The 21,339-nt window shown below is 63.2% G+C and carries 20 protein-coding genes and 3 pseudogenes; 16 read left to right on the top strand and 7 right to left on the bottom strand.

Annotated elements, in window-relative coordinates:
- Window positions 1-34 precede the first annotated feature (34 nt).
- Window positions 35-1,534 (top strand): ABC transporter ATP-binding protein, encoded by a 1,500-nt coding sequence (locus IPF85_RS11275; RefSeq protein ID WP_343408182.1) that lies wholly within the window; start codon window positions 35-37, stop codon window positions 1,532-1,534.
- Window positions 1,535-1,790: 256 nt separating this feature from the next.
- Here the strand turns inward: IPF85_RS11275 and IPF85_RS11270 are convergent, their stop codons facing one another.
- A complete protein-coding gene (locus IPF85_RS11270) occupies window positions 1,791-3,398 on the bottom strand; it encodes a LysM peptidoglycan-binding domain-containing protein (RefSeq protein ID WP_343408181.1) in 1,608 nt (535 codons plus the stop codon).
- Window positions 3,399-3,537: 139 nt separating this feature from the next.
- Between IPF85_RS11270 and IPF85_RS11265 the strand changes: the two genes are divergently transcribed.
- From IPF85_RS11265 to IPF85_RS11210, 12 genes and pseudogenes are all read left to right on the top strand, one after another.
- A complete protein-coding gene (locus IPF85_RS11265; RefSeq protein ID WP_343408180.1) occupies window positions 3,538-5,070 on the top strand; it encodes a ubiquitin-like domain-containing protein in 1,533 nt (510 codons plus the stop codon).
- Between the two features lie 65 nt (window positions 5,071-5,135).
- Window positions 5,136-5,858, top strand: a complete 723-nt coding sequence (locus tag IPF85_RS11260; RefSeq protein WP_343408179.1) for a glucose-1-phosphate thymidylyltransferase — start codon at window positions 5,136-5,138, stop codon at window positions 5,856-5,858.
- Window positions 5,859-5,901: 43 nt separating this feature from the next.
- A pseudogene (locus IPF85_RS11255) lies at window positions 5,902-6,568 on the top strand (SOS response-associated peptidase).
- 216 nt (window positions 6,569-6,784) lie between these two features.
- Entirely contained in the window at window positions 6,785-7,117 is a 333-nt protein-coding gene (locus IPF85_RS11250; protein ID WP_343408178.1) for a hypothetical protein, read from the top strand.
- 37 nt (window positions 7,118-7,154) lie between these two features.
- On the top strand, window positions 7,155-7,415 hold the full coding sequence (locus IPF85_RS11245) for a GlsB/YeaQ/YmgE family stress response membrane protein (protein ID WP_343408177.1): 261 nt from the start codon (window positions 7,155-7,157) through the stop codon (window positions 7,413-7,415).
- A 364-nt stretch (window positions 7,416-7,779) separates the two neighbouring features.
- A complete protein-coding gene (locus tag IPF85_RS11240; protein WP_343408176.1) occupies window positions 7,780-8,436 on the top strand; it encodes an RNA polymerase sigma factor in 657 nt (218 codons plus the stop codon).
- A gap of 11 nt (window positions 8,437-8,447) precedes the next feature.
- Entirely contained in the window at window positions 8,448-8,759 is a 312-nt protein-coding gene (locus tag IPF85_RS11235) for a zf-HC2 domain-containing protein (protein ID WP_343408257.1), read from the top strand.
- Entirely contained in the window at window positions 8,731-9,693 is a 963-nt protein-coding gene (gene gnd, locus IPF85_RS11230) for a phosphogluconate dehydrogenase (NAD(+)-dependent, decarboxylating) (protein ID WP_343408175.1), read from the top strand. The genes IPF85_RS11235 and gnd overlap by 29 nt, the downstream gene beginning before the upstream one ends.
- Window positions 9,693-11,159, top strand: coding sequence for a glucose-6-phosphate dehydrogenase (gene zwf / locus IPF85_RS11225; RefSeq protein WP_343408174.1), 1,467 nt, complete (start codon window positions 9,693-9,695; stop codon window positions 11,157-11,159). Before gnd ends, zwf begins: the two co-directional genes overlap by 1 nt.
- 8 nt (window positions 11,160-11,167) lie before the next feature.
- Window positions 11,168-11,857 carry a ribose-5-phosphate isomerase RpiA gene (gene rpiA / locus IPF85_RS11220; protein ID WP_343408173.1) on the top strand — a complete coding sequence of 230 codons (690 nt, stop codon included), beginning with the start codon at window positions 11,168-11,170 and terminating at the stop codon, window positions 11,855-11,857.
- Between the two features lie 31 nt (window positions 11,858-11,888).
- Window positions 11,889-12,083, top strand: coding sequence for a hypothetical protein (locus IPF85_RS11215; RefSeq protein WP_343408172.1), 195 nt, complete (start codon window positions 11,889-11,891; stop codon window positions 12,081-12,083).
- Window positions 12,046-12,741, top strand: coding sequence for an enoyl-CoA hydratase/isomerase family protein (locus IPF85_RS11210; RefSeq protein ID WP_343408171.1), 696 nt, complete (start codon window positions 12,046-12,048; stop codon window positions 12,739-12,741). The genes IPF85_RS11215 and IPF85_RS11210 overlap by 38 nt, the downstream gene beginning before the upstream one ends.
- On the opposite strand, the gene IPF85_RS11205 is transcribed toward IPF85_RS11210, so the two are convergent.
- The 6 genes and pseudogenes from IPF85_RS11205 to panD all read right to left on the bottom strand — a co-directional run bounded on the left by IPF85_RS11205 (window position 12,692) and on the right by panD (window position 16,896).
- Window positions 12,692-13,465: a type III pantothenate kinase gene (locus IPF85_RS11205; protein ID WP_343408170.1), complete on the bottom strand. Its 774-nt coding sequence runs from the start codon at window positions 13,463-13,465 to the stop codon at window positions 12,692-12,694. The two genes, IPF85_RS11210 and IPF85_RS11205, sit on opposite strands and share 50 nt — an antisense overlap.
- An 87-nt stretch (window positions 13,466-13,552) precedes the next feature.
- Window positions 13,553-14,385 (bottom strand): annotated as a pseudogene (gene panC / locus IPF85_RS11200) (pantoate--beta-alanine ligase).
- Between the two features lie 95 nt (window positions 14,386-14,480).
- Window positions 14,481-15,314 (bottom strand): annotated as a pseudogene (gene panB / locus IPF85_RS11195) (3-methyl-2-oxobutanoate hydroxymethyltransferase); the annotation flags it as partial.
- A gap of 203 nt (window positions 15,315-15,517) precedes the next feature.
- Window positions 15,518-15,970 carry a DUF2520 domain-containing protein gene (locus tag IPF85_RS11190; protein WP_343408169.1) on the bottom strand — a complete coding sequence of 151 codons (453 nt, stop codon included), beginning with the start codon at window positions 15,968-15,970 and terminating at the stop codon, window positions 15,518-15,520.
- Window positions 15,921-16,319, bottom strand: a complete 399-nt coding sequence (locus IPF85_RS11185) for a hypothetical protein (protein WP_343408168.1) — start codon at window positions 16,317-16,319, stop codon at window positions 15,921-15,923. Before IPF85_RS11185 ends, IPF85_RS11190 begins: the two co-directional genes overlap by 50 nt.
- Before the next feature lie 169 nt (window positions 16,320-16,488).
- A complete protein-coding gene (panD, locus tag IPF85_RS11180; protein WP_343408256.1) occupies window positions 16,489-16,896 on the bottom strand; it encodes an aspartate 1-decarboxylase in 408 nt (135 codons plus the stop codon).
- A 1,569-nt stretch (window positions 16,897-18,465) separates the two neighbouring features.
- On the opposite strand from panD, the gene IPF85_RS11175 reads away from it, so the two are divergent.
- The 3 genes from IPF85_RS11175 (at window position 18,466) to IPF85_RS11165 (ending at window position 21,160) form a co-directional block, all read left to right on the top strand.
- On the top strand, window positions 18,466-20,112 hold the full coding sequence (locus tag IPF85_RS11175; RefSeq protein WP_343408167.1) for a hypothetical protein: 1,647 nt from the start codon (window positions 18,466-18,468) through the stop codon (window positions 20,110-20,112).
- A 147-nt stretch (window positions 20,113-20,259) separates the two neighbouring features.
- A complete protein-coding gene (locus IPF85_RS11170) occupies window positions 20,260-20,727 on the top strand; it encodes a hypothetical protein (protein ID WP_343408166.1) in 468 nt (155 codons plus the stop codon).
- Window positions 20,728-20,845: 118 nt separating this feature from the next.
- On the top strand, window positions 20,846-21,160 hold the full coding sequence (locus IPF85_RS11165) for a hypothetical protein (protein WP_343408165.1): 315 nt from the start codon (window positions 20,846-20,848) through the stop codon (window positions 21,158-21,160).
- The last annotated feature ends 179 nt before the right edge of the window (window positions 21,161-21,339 follow it).

Raw genomic sequence — 21,339 nt, 5'->3', positions numbered from 1 at the left:
CGTGGGGAGTCTTATTTTTGTGTCAGGGTATTTTATGACGAACTCGACCGCCCCGGTTTCACTTTCTTCTCCCGCGCTGCTGCCAACCGGGTTGCCGCGCATTGACTTGCTGGAGATGCGCGGCATCGTCAAGCGCTTCCCTGGTGTGCTGGCCTGTGACCGCATTGACTTCGATGTGAAGGCCGGCGAGGTGCATGCGCTGCTGGGCGAAAACGGGGCCGGTAAGTCCACCCTGATGAAGGTGCTGTACGGCCTCTATCACAAGGACGGCGGTGAGATTCGCGTCAATGGCCGGCCGGTGGAAATTCACACTCCCACCGACGCCCTGCGTCAGGGCATCGGCATGGTGCATCAGCACTTCATGCTGGTGGACACGCTGACCGTGGCCGAAAATGTCGCCCTGGGCCTGCCATCCAGCCGCGGCCCGCTGCTCGATCTTGACAAGGTGGAAGCGCGCATCCGTGTGCTGTCCGCCGCCTATGGCCTGCAGGTTGACCCCAAGTCCCCTGTGTGGACGCTGCCGGTGGGGGTGCGTCAGCGCGTGGAGATCATCAAGGCGCTCTATCGCGGCGCGGCGCTGCTCATTCTGGACGAGCCGACGGCTGTGCTGACGCCGCAGGAGGTGGACGACCTGTTTGTCACCCTGCGCCAGATGACCCGCGACGGTCACAGCCTGGTGTTCATCAGCCACAAGCTGCGTGAGGTGCTGGCGCTCAGCGACCGCATCAGCGTGCTGCGCGGCGGCGCGCTGGTGGGCACCGTGCCCAACGAAGGCGTCACGCGGCAGCAGTTGGCGCGCATGATGGTGGGCCGGGAATTGCTGTTGGAACGCAAGCGCGTGCCGGTGCAGGTGGGCGAGACGCTGCTCTCGCTCAACGATGTGGAAGCCTACCGGATCACGGGCACGCGCGCGCTGTATCACCTGACGCAAACGCTGCGCGGCGGTGAGATCCTGGGCATCGCCGGCGTCAGCGGCAACGGGCAGCGTACCCTGGCCGAGGTCATCGCCGGCCTGCGCGACCTGCGCGATGGTCACATCACCCTCCTGGGCGCCGACATCACCGCCTGGTCAGTGGGGCAACGCATCGAGGCGGGTCTGCGCTACATTCCTGAGGAGCGCATGCACGATGGCGTCATTCAGGAATTCTCCGTGGCTGAGAACATAATTTTGCAGGACCATGTGCGGCCGCCCTTCAGCAAGAGCAGTTTCCTCGATTTCAAGGCCATTGCCCGGCGCAGTCAGGACCTGGTGCGGGAGTTCCGTATCAAGACACCGGGCATTGACACGCCGATCAAGAACCTGAGCGGCGGCAACATCCAGAAGGTGATCCTGGCCCGTGAGTTGTCCAACAACCCCAAGGTGCTGATTGCCGCGCAGCCCACGCGTGGGTGGACATTGGCGCGACCGAATATATTCATCAGCGCCTGCTCGATCAGCGCAGCCAGGGCACGGCCATTCTGCTCATTTCCGAAGACCTGGACGAGATTTTGGCCCTTTCCGACCGCATTGCGGTGCTGTACGAGGGCGAGGTGATGGGCGTCGTCCAGCGCGATGAGACGAACGCTGAGGAGCTGGGGCTGATGATGGCTGGTGTGCGCCAGGCCGCCGAATGAATTCGGGGCGAAGGGGCGTTCCGCCGCAAAGTCGGCCTGCGCCGACTGGCATCGCGTCCACGCAGGTGGCCGCCCGGCCGCCAGGCCCATCAGGCGCGATTTCAATCGCTCGCCACCGGACAAAAAAAGACATCCGATTTCTGAGAGAAATCGGATGTCTTTTTGACGCCTGGTTTCTACGCCGCCGGTGCGACGCAGACCTCGCTCTCGCTGAAGGTTGGGTTGGCGTAGCCGAAATCGAACAGAATCAGCCATGTGTCCGGGTTGTCTTTGGCAAAGGCGGTCACTGCGGCGCAGGCAGCCACCGCATCTTGGGGTTTTTCGTATGCCTGCCACCAGAGATCGGCCACCTGGGCATACAGGTTGACCGGCTCGGCCGCCAGGAACTCGACGACGGTGACCTCCGCCTTTTCCATTTCTCCGCTGTACGCGTAGGCAAGCGCCAGGCGATAGCGGGCGAAACTGCGCAGTTCGTCGAGTTCGTTATCGCGGGTGCCGCACTTCTCCAGGGCGCTGTCGTTCAGCAGGGCATCGTAGGCGATGGCCGCCTCGGCATACTTCCCTGTGAGCATCAGTTGATTCGCATCCAGCAGATGATGATACAGACAGGTGGACGGATCATACATGAGATCGGTCAGTCTGTACGGCGCGCCCGCAAGCGATGACCAGGTCTCGTTCCATGAACGCTGTGGCCCGGCGCCCACCGAGGCGATGATGCCGCCGTGCAGCAGCAGCTCCTGGCCTGAACCATCGTTGATGTCCTTGAAGCTGACCGTGGGATAGGCCATGGTCGCGTTGCCGTCAATCCAGTTTTGGAACGAACTGCTGGCCGGGTCCCAGGAGATGATGTGAACCGTGCCGAAGCAGGTGTGCGCGCCGCAAGTGGTATCGGTCCAGGAGATGTCAATCTTGCCGTCCGCGTTGATGTCGCTGGTGTCGAGCAGGGCGACGTCACCGGCTGCGCCGGCCTGGTAGGCCAGTTCCTTGCTGTCGCGCCCGGCATGGAAGATCAACAGGTCGCCGGTGGGCACCGCGGCCGCGGAGATGGGGTCGGTGATGACGATGATGTAGTCATCGAGCTTGTCGCCGTTGATGTCCTGGATGGTGACGCCGCCGTGCGCGCTGGTCACTGCGCCACAGGTTCGCAACCAATCCAACAGTTGCACAGGATTGGCGTTGAGCGCGTCATGGATACCGGTGGTGTAGTCAGCAAACTGCGTGGGGCAGGCAGGCATGCCGACGATAGGCGGTTTGGTTGCGCTGCCACCCGGTGGCACTGGTGTTACCGTGCTGCTGCCGGGGGTGGACGCGCTGGCGCCCGGAATGACCATGCGATCGCCGATGAACAGTACCTTGCCGCGGCGCTGCAGCTTGGGGTTGGCGTTCCACAGGGCGGCAAAGGGCACCCCGGTCCGCGCCGCAATGCCATACCAGGTGTCGCCTGGGCGTACCGTGTAGGTGGCGCCGGTGGTTGGCTGCGGGGTGACTGTGGTTGCCGGGCCGCTGCTGCCGTCGCCCGGGATGCAGAGTCGGTCGGTGAGCCAGAGCTGGTTGTTGCGCCGGATGTAGCGCGCGTTGGCGGCCTTGAGCGCGGCCACGCTGACGCCGTAGCGCTGCGCCACGCTGCTCCAGCCATCGCCAGCTCGCGGCGTTACGATCTGGCTGCACTGACCGCCGTTGGGTGTCGTTGATGCAGCCGCGCTCATGCTGCTGAGCGCCAGGGTCAGCAAGGCGACGCATACAACGACCACGACGAAAGTTCGACGACGAAGTTGACCGGCCATTTCTTTTCCTCCGAAAATCAAGCCACTGAGTTTTTTGTGCCCGAGCACGACGGGTGCAGCTATTATACACCAGGATGGGCAAATACCAGAATCAGGCCCGCGTTTGGCTCTTGCAGGCGCGTCAGGTTATAATGAACCTATGAGCGATCGCGTTTTCCCTGCCCACGCCCTGGAAACTGGCGCCGTCGCGGTCAGGCCGCAGACGGTTCTGGCGCGCTTGGCCGTCGTGCTGTTGATGGCCGGCCTGGTCTGGCGCTTTGTTGCCACGTTGGCCCCCGTCACCGTGCAGGTGGACGGCTACGCCGACCGCGTCTTCACCCATCAGCGCACCGTGCGCGAGCTGTTGGCTGAGCTGAACCTGGCCCTGGCGCCCGGGGATCACATGACGCCGGCGCTGGAGCAGGCGATTGCGCCTGGACTGCATGTCCAGGTGACGCGGGCGCGGCCACTGCTGGTCGTTGCGGACGGCCGTGAAATCCTGGTGCGCACGCACAGCCAGCGGGTGGGTGACATTTGGCCGGCCGCGGGCATCACGCCTGCGGGGATGGACGAGCGCTTTCTGGATGGGGTTCCCGTGACCGATCAAACCGCGCTGCCTGTCCCTGTGATCGAGCCTGGCGTGGCCCCGCGCTACCGGGCCGGGCGGCCGTGGGTGGGCAAGCAGCCGGCGCCGCTCACGCTCACGCTGCGCCGCGCGGTGCCGCTGACGGTGCTGGACGAGGGGCTGCCGTTGACCTTCATGACCACGGCGCCCACAGTCGGGGAAGCGCTGCGCCGCGAGCAGTTCGTCCTCTACCTGGGGGATGTTGTGCAGCCCAGTCTGGGCAGCCCGGTACGCGCCGGCGGACGGGTCTTCATCCAGCGCTCGACGCCCGTGGTGTTCTTTGCCGATGGCGAGACCTTGAAAACGCGCACCCGCCAGTACACGGTGGGTGACGCCCTGGCCGAGCAGGGGATCGTGGTGGTCGGGCTGGATCAGGTGGAGCCGGCCTTGACGACGCCCCTGGTGCCCAACCTGGCCATTCGGGTCATTCGCGTGCGTGAAGTCCTGGAAATTGAGCAGCAGGTGGTGCCGTTCATTTCCATCTGGGTGGGTGACGATAAACTGGAGATTGATCGCAGCCGGGTCAGTGTGGCCGGCCAGGATGGCATCCAGCGCCAGCGCTACCGTATGCGCTACGAGGACAACCAGGTGGTGGCGCGGACGCTGCAGGAAAGTTGGGTGGCGCAAGAGCCGATCACACGGGTGCTGGCGTACGGTCGCCAGATTACCCAGAAAACGCTGGATACGCCAGAGGGTCCGATCATCTATTGGCGCAAGCTGCGTGCATACACCACGTCCTACACCGCTTCCAGTGCGGGCGTGCCGCGCAGCAGCCCCTCCTACGGCCGCACCCGCATCGGCTTGCCGCTCAGCACCGGAATCGTCGCGGTGGACCCCACCGTGATTCCGCTGCGTTCATGGGTGTATGTCCCCGACTACGGCAAGGGCCTGGCCGGCGACACCGGTGGCGGGGTCAAGGGTAAGTTCGTTGACCTCGGCTTTTCCGAGGGCGAGTACCAATCGTGGCACTGGTGGAGTGATGTCTATCTGTTGTGGCCGCCCCCCCCAACTTATCAAATTCGCTGGGTGTTGCCAGATTGGCCCAAGTATCCTGACCGGCGTCGTTGAAATGGCCGGCGGTTGAGTTGTGGCGTTAGTTTTCTTGAAACCACTTTTTGTGCGAGGGTATGTGCATGTTACAACCACGTTTGTTCTTCGATCTATCTGCCTTTGCTCATGCGGCCTTGTTCGATGACCTGGCGTTCGTCTGGCAGGCACTGCCGGCGATTGGCGCCTATGCACGGGCGCAGTTGGCTACGGCCTATCAGCCGGCGCTGCTCGGCACCGTCGCGACCGGCGCCTATCTTGTCAACCCGGAGTTGATCTACCTGGGCGAGGGGAGCATCATCGAGCCAGGCGCTTACGTGGCCGGCCCCTGCATCATCGGCCGGCACTGTGAGATTCGCCACGGCGCGTACGTGCGCGGCGATGTCATTCTTGGCGATGATAGCATCATCGGCCATGCCAGCGAGGTCAAGAATTCGATCTTCCTGAATGGCGCACATGCGCCGCACTTTGCCTACGTGGGTGATTCGATCCTGGGCAATCGCGTCAACCTGGGCGCAGGCACCAAGCTGAGCAATCTGGCGTTGACCAGCCAGAAAGACCCGACCACCCGCCAGCGCAGCACCATCCGGCTGGAGGTCAACGGCCAGATGGTGGATACCGGCCTGGCCAAGATGGGCGCGATCATGGGCGATGACAGCCAGACCGGCTGTAACTCGGTCCTCAACCCCGGCTGCATCATCGGCCCGCGCACGCTCATCTACGCCAATGTCAGCCTGCGTAAGGGCTATTACCCGGCCGACACCATCGTCAAACTGGAGCAAGGGATCAGCATGCTGCCGCGGATGTAGGGCCGTGGCGTGCTATCTCTGAGGGCGCTGAGGAGGAACGATCATGTGCGGGCGTTTCACCCTTTTTGCTTCGCCTGAAACGATTCAGGCTGAGTTCGACCTGGCCGAGCCGCCGGCAAACCTGGCGCCGCGCTACAACATTGCGCCCACGCAGCCGGTGGCGGTCATCGCCAACCACGCGGCGGCGCGCCGGGTTGAGCTTTTTCAGTGGGGCCTGATTCCCTCCTGGGCCAGGGACCCCAGCATCGGCAGCCGCATGATCAACGCGCGCGCCGAGACCCTGGCCGAGAAGCCGTCGTTCCGCACCGCCCTGCGCAAGCGGCGCTGCCTGATCCTGGCCGATGGCTTTTACGAATGGCGCAAGGACAACGGCAGCAAGACCCCCTTCTTCATTCATCTCGTCTCGCGGCGGCCGTTTGCCCTGGCCGGCCTGTGGGAGGTTTGGCAAACCCCGGACGGCGTCCGCGCTTCCCACCTGCACCATCATCACCACCGGGCCAAACAGCCTGATCGCGGCGTTGCACGACCGCATGCCGGTCATCCTGCCGCCCGCGGCGTACGCGGCCTGGCTCGACCCTGCGCCGTTGGCCCCGACTGATTTGGCCCCGCTGCTGGTTTCTTATCCGGCCGGCGAAATGGCGCTCTACCCGGTGTCGCGCACGGTCAACGCGCCGGCCAACGACAGCCCGGCCTGCATTGCGCCAGGATGAGTTTGCTTGCGCTTTTCGTGGACAAGTTCTATAATTCAATCAGGCTGCGTGAGCATTGTCCGTTCCCACAGTGCTCGCAAGCAGCGTGAATCAACATTCCTGTTGGCTGCGGCGCCCGGCCGAAGATTGACTCCCGCTCAGCGCCGGAACCCGGTAACAGGCAGTGGGAACGAATGAGATACGAGGAATGAGATAAGAGGAAGGAGGCAGGTGTTCATGGCTGACAACAGCAGTCTGCGCGGGCAGTTTGGCTCGCATGAGAAATCGTCAGCGCAAGAGGGCAAGGATTTCGGTGATCTGGGAGGCGCGTTTGGCTCGCGCAGCGAGGATGATGTTCAACCGCAGCAGCCCGTGGCCGTACCCGCAGCCCGGCCAGCGGCCGAACCGCCGCTGACGACGCAAACTCCAGCCGAAGATGATGGCCCCAAGAAGCGCTACTACACGCCTTCGGAAGTGATGGCCAAGAAGGGCTGTATTGGCTGCGGCGGGATGGCGCTCGCCGCTCCCCTGCTGCTGGCGGTGGCGGGCCTGGTGGCCTGGCTGCGCTAAAACCCCCGTAGGCTTGTGCGCGAGAGGAGGAATCCTTATGTTGTGTGGTTGGATCGCTGCTTTGCTCGTCACCATCGTCATCGTGGCTGCCGTTGAAATGGTTTCCAAGACCAACCTGCCTTACGGCTGGGTGGGCAACATCGTAGTCGGCTTCATCGGCGGCGTCCTTGGTCAGTTCGTCCTGGGCCAGAGGGGGCCAACCCTCGCCGGCGTCTATGTCATTGAGACGTTCATCGGCTCGCTCGTCTTCGTCCTGGCCGCCAAGTGGGTCATGGGACGCATGGCTGCTCGCCGCTAGAAATAACTTTCTCCAAACCCGTCCAACCGTTTACGGCCGGGCTGCAAGTTTGCGCCAGGCGCGCAAGCCGCCGGCTTGCGCTACGGCGTGACGGCCGGGAGGCTGGCTTCCCACAGCGGCCCTGGGCCGAAGGCTTGCAAGCCGGCGGCTTGCGCTACGGCGTGACAGCGCCGCCCGGCCAGGACGGCCGGATCTGCGGGGACTGCCGCTCTCCTCCCCCTTCTCCTCCCCCCGGCTCTCCTCCCCCCTTCTCTTCCCCCCTTCTCCTCTCCGCACCGCGGAGAGGAGAAGGGGCCGGGGGTTGAGGTGAGGTCTCATTTTTATCGTGCTCCTGCTGTTTCGCCCCCCCAGAGTTGATGTTTCAATGCCTGATTTTTCCGATGACCGGCAGTTGGTCGAGGCGCTGGCTGGCGGCGATGAGGCGGCCTTCAGCTTCTTGCTCGACCGCTACCACCAGGCGCTCATCCGCACCGCGCTGCTTTACGTTTCCGGCCGCGCGGTGGCGGAGGAGGTGGTGCAAGAAACCTGGCTGGCCGTGCTGCAAGGCATTCAGCGCTTCGAAGGGCGCTCATCCTTGAAGACCTGGCTCTTTCGTATCCTGATGAATCGCGCGCAGACCCGCGGTCAGCGCGAGGGTCGCACCATCCCCTTCTCCGCTCTTGCTCCTGACTCTGCGGACGCCGATGAGCCAACCGTGGAACCAGATCGCTTCTTATCTGCCACCCATCCGCAGTGGCCCGGCCACTGGACGCAACCGCCTCGCTCCTGGCAGGGCATACCCGAAGAGCTCTATCTGTCTGCCGAGCTGCACGCTGCATTGCTGCAGGCCATCGAACAACTGCCTCCTCAGCAGCGTGCGGTGATTTCACTGCGCGACCTGGATGGCTGGAGCGCCCAAGAGGTCTGTAACACCCTGCATCTCAGCGAGACTAACCAGCGTGTTCTGCTCCATCGCGCCCGCGCCAAAGCCCGTAAAGCCCTGGAGCAGTACCTGGAGCGAGCGGGGGGAGATCGCACTTGAACAGAACAGCCATGCCTGCCCAAGAATTGACCTGTCAGCAGTTGGTAGAATTGGTCACCGACTACCTGGAAGGCGCGCTGTCTGCACCCGAACGGGCGCGCTTCGAGGCGCACCTGGCGATGTGCCATCACTGCGCGGAATATCTCGCGCAGATGCGGCGCACGATTCAGACGCTGGGCAGGCTGACGGAGGCCTCGTTGGATGCGCAGGCCAGACGTGATCTTTTGCAGCTTTTTCGTACCTGGAAGCACCGGCAGGCGCCGCCCGTCAACGGCGCCGCGCGCACTCATTCAAATGGCGGGACGTCATCAAAAGGGAAATGACACAGAGGGACATGACATCATGGAACTAGCTATGATCGGCCTGGGCCGCATGGGCGGCAACATGGCGCGGCGATTGGCACGTGGCGGCCATCGCATCGTCGCTTATAATCGCACGCCGGACAAGGCGCTGGAATTGGCGCAGACCGAGCCAAACGTCGAGCCTGTGACAGCGCTGGCGGAGTTGGTGGCGCAATTGACCGCGCCGCGCGCAGCCTGGGTGATGGTGCCCGCTGGCGACGCCACCGAGCAGATGATTGACACCTTGCTGGATTTGCTGACGCCTGGTGACATCATCATTGATGGCGGCAACTCCAACTACCACGACACGCAGCGCCGCGCCGGCAAAGTCAAAGGGCGCGGCTTTCACTTTGTGGATGTGGGCACCAGCGGCGGCGTGTGGGGATTGACCGAAGGCTACAGCCTGATGATCGGCGGCGACAAGGAAGTGGTTGAGCGTCTGACCCCCATCTTCCAGACGCTGGCGCCTGGGGCTGACAAGGGCTGGGGTCATGTGGGGCCGCATGGCGCCGGTCATTTTGTCAAGATGGTACACAACGGCATCGAGTACGGCATGATGCAGGCGTTTGCCGAGGGCTTCGAGATCATGCGCAGCAAGCAGGAGCTGGGCCTGGATGTGGCGCAGATTGCCCAAATCTGGCGCAACGGCAGCGTGGTGCGCTCCTGGCTGCTGGACCTGACCGCGGCCGCGCTGGCGCAGGATGCCAGTCTGAGCGACATTGCCGGTTGGGTCGCGGATAGCGGCGAGGGACGCTGGACGGTGGCCGAGGCCATTGACCTCGATGTGGCGGCGCCGGTCATCACCTTGTCGTTGCTGATGCGCTTTGTCAGCCGCCAGGACGAGAGCTACGCCGCTAAGCTGCTGGCCGCCATGCGCAATCAATTCGGTGGTCATGCTGTCAAAACGGCCGCGTGATGAACAACTCTCTGCCAATCACCATTGTCATTTTTGGCGCGTCTGGTGACCTGACCGAACGCAAGCTGATTCCGGCCATCTTCAGCCAGTACCGCAAAGGGCGGCTGCCGGCTCATGTTCGCATCGTCGGTTTTGCGCGCCGTCCCTGGAACCCGGATGATTTCCGCGCGCATCTGCTGCACGGCATGCAGGCTTACGCGGCCGAGACGTACGATGAGCAGGCCTGGCAGAGCTTTGGCGCCAACGTGTTCTACGTGCGGGGCGATCTGAGCACGGGAGCCGACTACGCCACGCTGCACCAGGCCTTGAATGACCTGGAGAGCGGGCCGGCCAATCGCCTGTACTACCTGGCGACGGCGCCCGAATACTACATTCCCGCGGTCACGCATCTCGGCGCCAATCAAATGGCTGACGAGGATGAAGCCTGGCGGCGCATCGTCATCGAAAAGCCGTTCGGGCATGATCTTGCCTCCGCCAAACACCTCAATGAGGTGCTGCACGCCGTCTTCCAGGAATCGCAGGTCTACCGCATTGACCATTACCTGGGCAAGGAAACAGCGCAGAATCTGCTCTTCTTCCGCTTCGCCAACACCATCTTCGAGCCGCTCTGGAACCGCAACTACATTTATAACGTGCAGGTCACCGTGGCCGAAAGCGTGGACGTGGGGCATCGCGCCGGTTATTATGACGAGACCGGTGTGTTGCGCGACATGTTCCAGAATCACCTGCTGCAACTGTTGACGCTGATTGCCATGGAACCGCCCGCTTCGTTCAATGCCGATTCCGTGCGCAACGAAAAGGTCAAGGTGTTGGCCGCGGTGCGCCCAATTACACCCGCAAACGTGGCCGGCCGTACGGTGCGCGGGCAGTATCGCACCTACCGCGACGCGCCCGGCGTGGCGCGCGGTTCGCAGACCGCGACCTACGCCGCGTTGCAGTTGTACATTGACAACTGGCGCTGGCAAGGCGTGCCCTTCTATCTGCGCTCCGGCAAGGTCATGCCCGCCAAGATGTCAGAGATCATCATCCAGTTCCGGCGCCCGCCGCACGTCATGTTCAACTTCCCACCGGAGCGGCTGCTGCATTCGAACCTGCTCTCCATCTGCCTGCAGCCCAACGAAGGCATACACCTGCGCTTCGAGGCCAAGGTGCCCGATTCTGTGCAGGACACACGCTCTGTGGACATGGAATTCTACTTTCGCTCCTCTTTTGGCGACGGTCCGCTGCCCGACGCCTATGAGCGCCTTTTGCTCGATGCCCTGGCGGGCGACGCCTCTCTTTTCACACGCAGCGATGAGATCGAGCAGGCCTGGCGCCTGATTGATCCGATCATGGCCGCCTGGGTCACGCCACAGGCGCCGCCGCTCAGCTTCTATGAGGCGGGCACCTGGGGGCCACCTGAGGCCGACATGTTCATGGCCCGCGACGAACGGGTGTGGCGCTCCGTCTGCGGCGCCGGCAAGTGAGCAAATTCATGGATAGCACGACATTGAAACGACAGGCGGCCGAACTCGCCGCCGATTTGGTGGAATCAGGCACGGTCGTTGGCCTGGGGGTTGGCAGCACAGCCATTTTTGCCGTCTATCGCCTGGCCGAACGCCTGCGCCAGGGCGACCTGCGCGACATCGTCGGCGTTCCCTGCTCCATCGCAACCGCCGACGCGGCGCAGCAGTTGGGCATTCCGCTGACCACGCTGGACGAGCATCCCGTGGTGGATGTGACGATTGATGGCGCCGATGAGGTGGACCCGGCGCTGAATTTGATCAAAGGCGGCGGCGGCGCGCTCTTGCGCGAAAAGATCGTGGCGCAGGCCAGCCGTCGTGAAATCATCGTGGTGGATGAAAGCAAACTCTCGCCCGCGCTCTGCACCCGCTTTGCCCTGCCGGTGGAGGTGACGCCGTTCGGCGCGGGCGCGCAGGCGCGCTTTCTGCAATCGCTCGGCGCGCAGGTGACATGGCGCCGCGATAGCCACGGCGACTTGTTTCACACCGATCAGGGCAACCTGATTCTGGATTGCGCCTTTGGCCCGCTGGACGACCCGGCGGCCCTGGCGGACCGGCTGGCCGGCCGCGCCGGCATCGTGGAGCATGGCCTGTTCATCGGCCTGACCACAGACCTCATCGTGGCCGGCGCGCATGGCGTCAGGCACGTGACGCGGGGATGAGAGAGATCGGAGATCGGAGATCAGAGATTGTATGACAGAAGAACTCATTTTGACCCAGCAACGCGACAATGTCTTCGAGATCATCTTGAACCGGCCGGACAAGCGCAACGCGCTGAACTGGCCCATGCTGCGGGCGTTGCCCGGCGCCGTGGCGCAAGCGCGACGTGCGGCGGGGGTGCGCCATCGTCGTGCGTGGCAACGGCAAGGGCTTTTCGGCCGGCATTGATCTGAACGCCTTCTTCGAGCTGCCCGCCGCGTATGGCCCGGACTGGCAGCGTCACATGCGCGAGATTACTGAGGAGTTCCAGGCGCTGCTGAACAGCCTGGCGCAGGTGGAACTGCCGACGATTGCGGTGCTGCATGGCTTCGCCCTGGGATTGGGGCTGGAGTTGGCCCTGGCCTGTGATCTGCGCCTCGCGGCCGAAGGCGCCCTCCTGGGCTTGCCCGAAGCCCGGCTGGGCATCGTGCCCGATGTCGGCGGCTCCACGCGGCTGGCGCAGGCGGTCGGCCTGGTGCGCGCGAAAGAGCTGATCTTCACCGGCCGCCAGATTGACGCCGCGCTGGCCGAACGCTGGGGCCTGGTCAACCAGGTGGCGCCGGCCGATCAACTCGACGCCGCGCTCGATGGGCTGCTGGCGGAGATCACGCAGTGCGCGCCGCTGGCCGTGGGCATGGCCAAGCGTCTGTTGAACGGCATGTTCGACACCCCACGCGGCCTGGCCCTGGAAGGCTGGGCGCAGAGTCAACTGATCGCCACGCAGGACTTTGGCGAAGGCGTGCAGGCCATGCTCCAGCGCCGCCCCGCGCAGTTTCAAACAGGATTGCACCCCCGAATCAGCCCGCCTGATTCAACTCCCAGATCAGGCGCAGACCCGCGAGGGTGAGCCAGGGGTCCACAATCTCCAGCACATCGGTGTGGCGGGCGATCACTTCGCCCAGGCCGCCGGTGGCGATGACCTTCATCTCCGGCCCCAGGCGGGCGCGAAAGCGGGCGACCAGGCCCTCGACGAGCGAAACATAGCCCAGGAAAAGGCCCGACTGCATGGCCTGCACCGTGCTCTTGCCGATCACATCGGGCGGCGCGGTCAACTCCACGCGGAAGAGCTGCGCGGCGCGCTGGCCCAGCGCATCGGCCGCGATGGCCAGGCCCGGCGCAATGGCCCCGCCCAGGTAATCGCCCTCCGCGCTGACCGCGTCGAACGTCGTGGCGGTGCCAAAGTCCACTACGCAGGCCGGCCCGCCGTACAGCTTGTGCGCGGCCGCGGTGTTGACCACCCGGTCTGCGCCCACCTCGCGCGGATTGTCCACGCGCACGCGCACCCCTGTGCGCACCCCGGCGCCGACCACCAGCACCTTGCTGTGCAGATAGTTTTCGCCTAACTCCACGAACGGCTGCGTCACCGCCGGCACCACGCTGGCGATGATCGTGCCGGTCACGCTGCCGGGCGCCTCGAAGCCGGCGCGCTCCATCAGGCTGAGCACCGTCACCGCATACTCGTCGGCCGTTTTACCTTGAACGGTGTTCAAGCGCCAATGGGCCTTGAGCGTCTCGCCCGCGTACAGGCCCAACACAATGTTCGTATTACCAATATCAACGGCCAGTAGCATATCCTCTCCGTTTCTGCCATCACCGATGCTAGTCCACGCAGGTGGACTTTGCAATCGTTGCAGCGACTTGCAGTCGCCCGTCTACATTCACAACACCAGGTTGTCAATCAGCCGCGTGCGGCCGATGCGCACCGCCAGCGACAATAGCACATTTCCGCTCGCCGATTCGTGCAGTTCGGCCAGGCTGCGGGCATCGGCCGCGCTGATGTACTCCACCAGCGCCAGCGGCTCCGCGGCCAGCACCTCGGCCATCCGGCCGCGCAGCCGCTCCGGGTCGCGTTCGCCGTGGTTCCACGCCTCCTGGCCGGCCGTCAGCGCCCGGTAGAGCGCCGGCGCCGCGCGGCGCTGCTCCGGCGTCAGATAGGCGTTGCGGCTGCTCATCGCCAGCCCGTCCGGCTCGCGCACCGTGGGGCAGACCACGATCTCCAGGTCGAAGTTCAGATCGAGCGCCATCGTTTGAATGACACGCACCTGCTGCGCGTCCTTTTGCCCAAAGTACGCGCGCGTGGGGCGGGTCAGGTTGAACAGCTTGGCGACCACCGTGGCGACGCCGCGAAAATGCCCTGGCCGGCGGGCGCCTTCCAGCGGCTGCGCCACCTCCTCCACCGTGACATAAGTCTGAAAGCCGGGCGGATAGATGGCATCGGGGGATGGCGTGAAGACGATGTCACAGCCGGCCTCGGCCAACAGGGCAAAATCCGCGGGAAATCGCGCGGATAGGCCGCCAGGTCCTCGTTGGGGCCAAACTGAGTCGGGTTGACGAAGATGGTCGCGATGACATGCTCATTTTCGGCGCGGGCGGCCTTCACCAGGGCCACATGCCCGGCGTGCAGATAGCCCATCGTCGGCGCCAGGCCCACGGTTCCGCTCAGGCTGCGCCGCACCGCGTGCATTTCTGCGGTTGTGCTGATCTGTTTCATGATCGGCGCTTACCGTTGCCCCCGTAGATGGCGACCGTCGCCTCGCTGCTGGCCGCATCCGCGCCGGCGATCATCCCTTCGCCGGCCGGGCCTGCATCGGTCGCGGCGAGCAGGGCCGACCAGGTGGCGGCGTCCATGCTGACGCTGTGCGCCTCGGTGGGGAAGCTGCCGGCCTGCACCTCGGCCGCATACGCGGTCAGCGCCTCACGGGCCGCCTTGCCCAGTTCGCCGAAGCGCCGCGCGTGCTTGGGCACGAAGTCCTCGAACAGCCCCAGCATGTCGTGCCACACCTGCACCTGGCCGTCGCAGCCGGGGCCGCCGATGCCAATCGTGGGCACATGCACGCGCTTGCTGACCAGCGCGGCCAGTTCGGCCGGCACCAGTTCCAGCACAATGGCAAACGCGCCCGCTTCTTCCAGCGCGATGGCGTCGGCCAGCAACTGGCGCGCGGCGTCCAGGCTGCGACCCTGCACCCGGTAGCCGCCAAACTGGTTGACCGACTGCGGTGTCAGGCCGATGTGGCCCATCACCGGAATGCCATTGTCGGTCAGGCGGCGCACCGTATCCGCCATGCGCGCCCCGCCTTCGATCTTCACCGCCTGCGCGCCCGTCTGCTGCATCACGCGACCGCAGTTGGCAAGCGCCTGCTCAGGGCTGAGGTGATAGGTCATGAACGGCATGTCCACCACTACCAGCGCGACCTGCGTGCCGCGCACCACGGCTTTGGCATGATGGATCATCTCCTCCAGCGTTACCGGTACGGTGGATTCATAGCCCAGCATGACCATGCCGAGCGAATCGCCGACCAGGAGAATCGGCAAACCCGCGGCCTCCGCCAGGCGGGCGCTCGTGTAATCATAGGCCGTGACCATGGGGATGCGCTCCCCGCGGTCCTTCATCTGCTGAAAATGACGAATGGTCTTGCGCATAACAGGCTCCTTTTAGTGCAAAGTGCAAAGTGCAAAGTGCAAAGTGCAGAGTGCAGAGTACAAAGTGGCGGGGGCATCAATGCTGAATGATGAATTCGGAATGCTGAATAGGCAACGCCAGGGAATTTTTCGTGCGCACGTCGGGAGTGCAAGCTCAACATTCAGAATTCATCGGGTTGGGATTTCTGTCCTCACAGCGTGCGTTACGGCGTCCAGCGCCTGGGGGTCAAGATTGAGCGATTGGGCCAGGGGGAGGGTTTGGCGGGCCAGGGCGCGATAAAGGGATGACAGGTCGGGGGCGTGGCGTCCAGTGCGGCCAGATGGCGGACGACGGTTTCGGCATCGCCGCGGCGGATGGGGCCGGTCAACGCGGCGGGCAGGCCGACGGTTGCCAGGTTGCGCACCGCGCCCTGGGTCAGGCTGAGCAGCGCGGCGGAGGCCTGGGTCGGCGTCAGGCCGGCCTGGGTCAGCAGGCGCACGCCCACGCTGAACAGGGTCACCACGTAGTTGCTGGCAAAGACTGCGCCGGCGTGATAGAGCGGGCGTGCGCCTGGCTTGAGCCATTGCCAGGCGCCATCCAGGGCGGCAGCCAGGGCCGGCAGCCAGTCACACAGCGGGCCTGCGCCTTCCAGGGCGAAGAAACTGCCGGGCAGCACCGCCAGCGGCCTCGACGGTGGCAAACGCCTGCAGCGGATGGAACCCGCCGATGACCGCGCCTGCGACCTGCGCGGGCGCCAGCGCGCTCACCTCCACCGCGCCGGAGCAATGCACCACGCCCTGCCCGCTGCGCCAGCCGCCGGCCTGCGCCACCGCCTGGCAGCAGGCTGCGATGGCGCCATCGGGTACGGTCAGCAGCACCAACTGCGCCTCGGCCAGGCGGGCCGGATCAGTCCACGCGGCTGCGCCGACCTGCTGTGCCAGGCGGGCGGCCGAGTCCGGTGAACGGCTCCAGACGCCGCGATGGTCCAGCCGCGCCCGGCGAGCAGCAGGGCCAGCGCTGCCCACCCCCCCCCCCCCCCGGCCCCGGGGCCCCGCCCCCCGCCGCGGGGGGGGAGAGGGTTCTGGGGGTTTTCATCATGGTCCGCCCTGGAATCGCCTGCGTCGGGCGCCTGACCGGAAACCTGCTCAAGAAGTGAGCTGCGCTTGCCGGTCTTGAGCGTTTTTTTCAGCGATTTCAATCGGTGTCCGGCACATAATCGGCGAAGCGGGTGTTGGCCTTCTCTTCGCCCGTCACCTGCACGATGCGATTGTCCGCATCCACGAAGACCACCGTTGGCGTCCAGGGTTGGGGGATCGGCTCCTGCACCTGCGCGTAGGACATGATGATGACCTTGTCGCCCGGCGAGACCAGGCGGGCAGCGGCGCCGTTCAAGCAGACCTCGCCGCTGCCGGGCGTACCGGCAATGACATACGTTTCCAGGCGCTGGCCGTTGTCCACGTCCACCACCTGCACCTTTTCGTATTCAACCAAATCGGCCGCAGCCAGCAGGTCGGCGTCAATCGTAATGCTGCCGATATACTGCACATTCGCGCCCGTCACCGTGGCCCGATGAATCTTACTCTTGAACATCGTGCGTACCAACATTCGCTTCACCCTCCGCAATGGTAATACTGCAAGCGGGCACGAATTGTGCCTGTTTCCGTAGGCAGAAAAGCGAGGTCTATTCCCGCTTACAGTATACAAAACAAAAAACCTCTCGCACAGACGTGCGAGAGGTTGCTTAGTCAGCCCCAGTCTACCTCGCCGTCTCGGTCGTCGTGCGATCCAAGCGACATCGAACTCTATGATGTTTGCGATCCACATCTGCTTGCCGCCACCGCAGTGGTCAACAGCAGAAAGGATTATAGCATACCTGCGCCGGGTGGCAAGTAGGAATGGCTACAGATAGCATTTCCAGGCGTATTCACCGCGGAGGTCGCAGCCGAATTGCGCCTTGCGACGGGCCTCGATGCGTCGCCGCGCTCCTTGTGTTTGGATGTGCGCCCGGTTGGAATAGCTGCTGCAGGCAAAAACACCCGTTGACAGAGAAGGTGTCGGGGGTATACTGCATTCAATGACAGCGCCATGAGGGTTCCGCGCCTGGCGGGACCGGTGGTTTCCTGAACGATTTGCTACGCAAGTGCTGAGCTGTCAGAGCCTGATGATTCCATTGAATGATGAACCGCAACAACGATGAAATGCATTCCCAACAGAGCCGAAGAAAATCATGGAGCGGATCCGGCGCTACGAGCGCGCTGCGAAAGGATATCAAGGACCTTTGGCTTCATTGAGGATGGCGCTGGCAAGCGATACCTGCTTGGGGCACTCTATTTGATACTGGGCGATGCTAAGGAGCAGTCCAATCATGCAAGTGGCTCGAACAAGTCCTTCCAGACGACATGGGAGAGCCTTTTGATCACTTGTGCTGGTCATTGGCCTTGTATCGGGCGGGCGACACAGAAGCCGCTTCCCGAAAACTGCTTCGAACCATGTTGCATAATCTCTATCTGCTCCCTGCCCTACTCGGCCTGAAGCAAGACTGGCTTGAGATATGGCATGGCGACAATTGGGCGGAGAAGAGCTACATTGACTATGCGCCAGCCGAAATATTCTCTTTGTGGGATGAGCCAGCTTTGGAATGGGCCGGCAGATGTATCGCACTCCCAGGTTCCAGGAAGTCCAGGGACTGGTATATCGAAATTTGCCAGCAATTGCAATCGAGCCGGTGGGGTCAAAACGCAGCCAGTTGGTGCGAGAGATGTTTCAGCTTAGACTGGGCTGAACGCAGACCGTGTGTCCGGTTTGGCACAAGTTGCTGTCCTCGCAAAACCTGTTCGCTGCCGTCAGCAATTCGAGATGCTGTCTTCCCCTTGAGCAGTTGATGTGAGGCAGTGGGGAGTGCGCAAAGTTGACAGGGTTTTGACAGAAGGTTGTGAGCGTAACACGTTGGGGACAAGAACAGAATAAGCCAACCTGCCGATAGTTGGTAATATTTAAAATACCTTGCAAAAACACACCAGAGAAAGGTTGGCTCAGATGCAAGGTACCACAAGATACGGATATTGGCATGGTTCACCGCTGACTTGAAGCACCTTTACAATTGAATGGACAAAGGTAGCCTTTTCTTGCACAATACAGGTTACTTCACCCTGTGACCAAGGAGGCTACCTTATGTCGTCATTATACTCGTCTATGCCGCAATCGTCTATGGCTTGGCCGGAGCCGATGGAGACGATCTACCAGATGCTGGGTGCCGAGCCGGCGTTACCTGCGCGTTTCAAGCGCCGGGAGTTGGGCTTGTCAGCCCGGATGTACATCGCTGCGGTCGGTAACCTGCCGCCGGATACGCGGCCCTGGGGCAGCATGACCTGGCTCAGCACGGTGTTTGACGTCAGTCGGCCCACCGTGTATCAGATTGCCGCCCAGGCGCGCCAGCAATGGCTTGAGCCGGTAGACGGGGTAGCCGAGCCCGCAGCACCGGCGGCGGCAACCCAGAAAGCCACACGCACGCCGGTCAGCGAACGTCGGATCAAACGGACGTTACTGACGCTGGCTTTGCCCGGCAACGCGGCCTTGCGGCCGATGCAGGCTGTGTTGCAGGCCGCCTTTGACGAAAGCCGTTCGGTTGGCTTCATCAGCGAATTGCTGACGAGCGCCGGTCAGCAGGCGGGTCGCGTGTTAGCCAGCCTGGATTATCGGCCCCTGGGGCGCGTGATTGCGCTGCGCGACGAAACGTTTTTCCAGGGCTGGCCGATCTTGTTCCTGGTCGAGCCGCGCTCCGGCGTGATCTTGTTGGGCCACGTTGGCAAAGATCGCTCGGCCGAGACCTGGGGGACCGCCCTGTTGGTGGCGCAAGACACGGGTGTTGAGCTGGCGGGGTTGGTCGAAGACATGGGGCGCACCTTTCCCCAGTCGCTCAAGGCCGCTGGCATGTCCCTGGCAGTACAGAAAGACCCCTGGCATATCCTGGATTGGGCCAAACGCGTGCGCCGCGACTTGGAGCGGGCGGCGCTCACGGCCCTGGCGAGCGTCTACCGCCTGGAAGACCAATTGGCCCAGACGTGGGACAGCTCGTGCTTTGACACTACCTATGTGCCGGCGGTCGCCAAGTGCGAATGCCTGATCACCCAACACGACACCTTTCTGTGCTGGCAAGCGCATCTCGGCGATGCCCTGGAAATGGTCGACTGGCGGGCCGGTGAGATCCGCGACCCGGCGACCAATGCCTGGCTCTTGGACGAGACGCTCCAGGCGCTGGCGGCGTTGACGCATCCCAGCGTGCGCAAGTTCGTCAGGTCGCTGCGCAGCTACCGCGCCCAGTTGCTGACCTACCTCGACTGGCTGGCCGTCGGGCTGGATCCCTGGCGGCAACGCCTGGCCGCCAACGTGCCGACACCGGCGGCGCAAGTCTGCTTCGAGCGCACCGTCGCCCGAGCCTGGCGCTTACGACAAGGCGTGATCAATGGCCAACACTGGCAGCGCCTGGCGCACGAGGCGACCGACTTGGTCGCACTGCTGGTCGCCGACCAGCCCGCCTATCGCCAACTGGCCGCGGACCTGACGGCGCTCCTGGACGGCACCCCGCATGCCAGCAGCTTGATCGAGACCATCAACGGCATCGTGAAGACTTACTTACAGGCGCGCCAGGCCTTTCGCAATCCGGAGACGGCCCAGGCCTATCTCAATTTGCTCGTGCTCTGGCACAACATGCGCAGCTTTCAGCGCGGCAAGCGCGCCGGCCATAGTCCCTTCCAGTGGGCGAATATCACCCCTGGCACCGACGACTGGCTAACCCTGCTCGGCTATCCTGCCGCCTGAGGGCGATCGGCCCCGACACGACACGACACGACACCGCGGCGCGCCTTTGTACGGCGCGGCTGCGGTTCTGACCGGCTGTCCTGCACAAGGTCGGTCGCGAGCAATTTGTAAAGGTGCTGAGGCCCGGTTGATGCCTCAAAGTGAACCATGCCCATCTATCACATTTTCGACGCAGATTCCTTCACCCTCGCTGCCGAACGTTACGCAGCCGTCTTAGACCTTCGTCAAGACTATGTCCAGGCACGCCCCGAAGCTGCTGTCATCTTCGACTTCCTGCAACATCATTGGCCCAAACTCGCCAATAGCTTTGACTCTCCCCTTATCCCCTCCACCAATAACACCGTCGAACGCGTCATTGGCCGCTTCGACCAACACTACCAAAACTTCTGCGGTTTCGAGTCTATCGCTGACGCCCAATGCTATCTCGCTGTCTTCGAAAAACTCTATCGCTTCACCCCCTTCTCTCAAGACGCCCAACCCAGCGTCCGTGGAAAGTCCCCCCTGCAACTGGCTGGCTACGATACCAGCCAGTTGCCCATGACGACCATCACCGCCGGCCTCAGCATCGTCTGGCCGGTGCAGACCCAGGAGGCTCCCCTTGTCCCCAGCCTGTGACGCTCTCTAAATCGATGCACAGCTTCACCCCAAGCTGTGATATAATAAGCTTATCACACGACGTACGTTCAAGAAGTTGTTAGTCGTGAAGCGATGGCCGTAGGATGGGGTGTCATTTATGAGCAGCGACATTCTCCGCCGGATCAAACGTGCGGTGTTGGCTGGCAACTATGCCTTCAGCGAAAAGGCGCTCCTCGAAATGGAGGCCGATGGCCTGACCGAGTTGGACATCGCTGAATCCATTCTGAATGCCGTCGCCATCTACAAGACGCTCCGTTCGCAAAGCCCCTGGCGACAGCAACGCACCGAGTACTTGCATATCATTCAAAGCACCAATCTCGATGGCCTGATGATCTACAGCAAAGGCAAGTTGGTTGAGGAAGCGGGTATCGAGCGGTACTATTTTCTGATCTCATCCAAGAAAGCCTTGTGAAGCCCATGAAACTGCACATTACGCACTGCCCAACGTGTGGTAGCGACCAAATCAAACAAGTTTGCCGTGATTGGACAGGCGCATACCGCGGCCAGACCTATGTCGTGCCTGCACTGACCTTCTACGAGTGTCCCGTGTGTGGCGAACGGGTCTTTGACCGTGAGGCGTTGGGCCAGATT

It is taken from the genome of Candidatus Amarolinea dominans (assembly GCF_016704685.1).
GTDB classification, from domain to species: Bacteria; Chloroflexota; Anaerolineae; order SSC4; family Amarolineaceae; genus Amarolinea; species Amarolinea dominans.
This window is presented reverse-complemented; position numbering and strand designations above follow the sequence as displayed.

Bases quoted from the DNA above. Each gene is read 5' to 3' on its own strand.
- IPF85_RS11250 (WP_343408178.1), top strand. From the start codon at position 6,785: ATGGCTGACAACAGCAGTCTGCGCGGGCAGTTTGGCTCGCATGAGAAA.
- IPF85_RS11170 (WP_343408166.1), top strand. From the start codon at position 20,260: ATGCCCATCTATCACATTTTCGACGCAGATTCCTTCACCCTCGCTGCC.
- IPF85_RS11215 (WP_343408172.1), top strand. From the start codon at position 11,889: ATGACAGAAGAACTCATTTTGACCCAGCAACGCGACAATGTCTTCGAG.
- IPF85_RS11270 (WP_343408181.1), bottom strand. From the start codon at position 3,398: ATGGCCGGTCAACTTCGTCGTCGAACTTTCGTCGTGGTCGTTGTATGC.
- IPF85_RS11265 (WP_343408180.1), top strand. From the start codon at position 3,538: ATGAGCGATCGCGTTTTCCCTGCCCACGCCCTGGAAACTGGCGCCGTC.
- zwf (WP_343408174.1), top strand. From the start codon at position 9,693: ATGAACAACTCTCTGCCAATCACCATTGTCATTTTTGGCGCGTCTGGT.
- IPF85_RS11245 (WP_343408177.1), top strand. From the start codon at position 7,155: ATGTTGTGTGGTTGGATCGCTGCTTTGCTCGTCACCATCGTCATCGTG.
- IPF85_RS11205 (WP_343408170.1), bottom strand. From the start codon at position 13,465: ATGCTACTGGCCGTTGATATTGGTAATACGAACATTGTGTTGGGCCTG.
- IPF85_RS11175 (WP_343408167.1), top strand. From the start codon at position 18,466: ATGTCGTCATTATACTCGTCTATGCCGCAATCGTCTATGGCTTGGCCG.
- gnd (WP_343408175.1), top strand. From the start codon at position 8,731: ATGGCGGGACGTCATCAAAAGGGAAATGACACAGAGGGACATGACATC.
- IPF85_RS11235 (WP_343408257.1), top strand. From the start codon at position 8,448: ATGCCTGCCCAAGAATTGACCTGTCAGCAGTTGGTAGAATTGGTCACC.
- IPF85_RS11240 (WP_343408176.1), top strand. From the start codon at position 7,780: ATGCCTGATTTTTCCGATGACCGGCAGTTGGTCGAGGCGCTGGCTGGC.
- IPF85_RS11165 (WP_343408165.1), top strand. From the start codon at position 20,846: ATGAGCAGCGACATTCTCCGCCGGATCAAACGTGCGGTGTTGGCTGGC.
- rpiA (WP_343408173.1), top strand. From the start codon at position 11,168: ATGGATAGCACGACATTGAAACGACAGGCGGCCGAACTCGCCGCCGAT.
- IPF85_RS11275 (WP_343408182.1), top strand. From the start codon at position 35: ATGACGAACTCGACCGCCCCGGTTTCACTTTCTTCTCCCGCGCTGCTG.
- IPF85_RS11260 (WP_343408179.1), top strand. From the start codon at position 5,136: ATGTTACAACCACGTTTGTTCTTCGATCTATCTGCCTTTGCTCATGCG.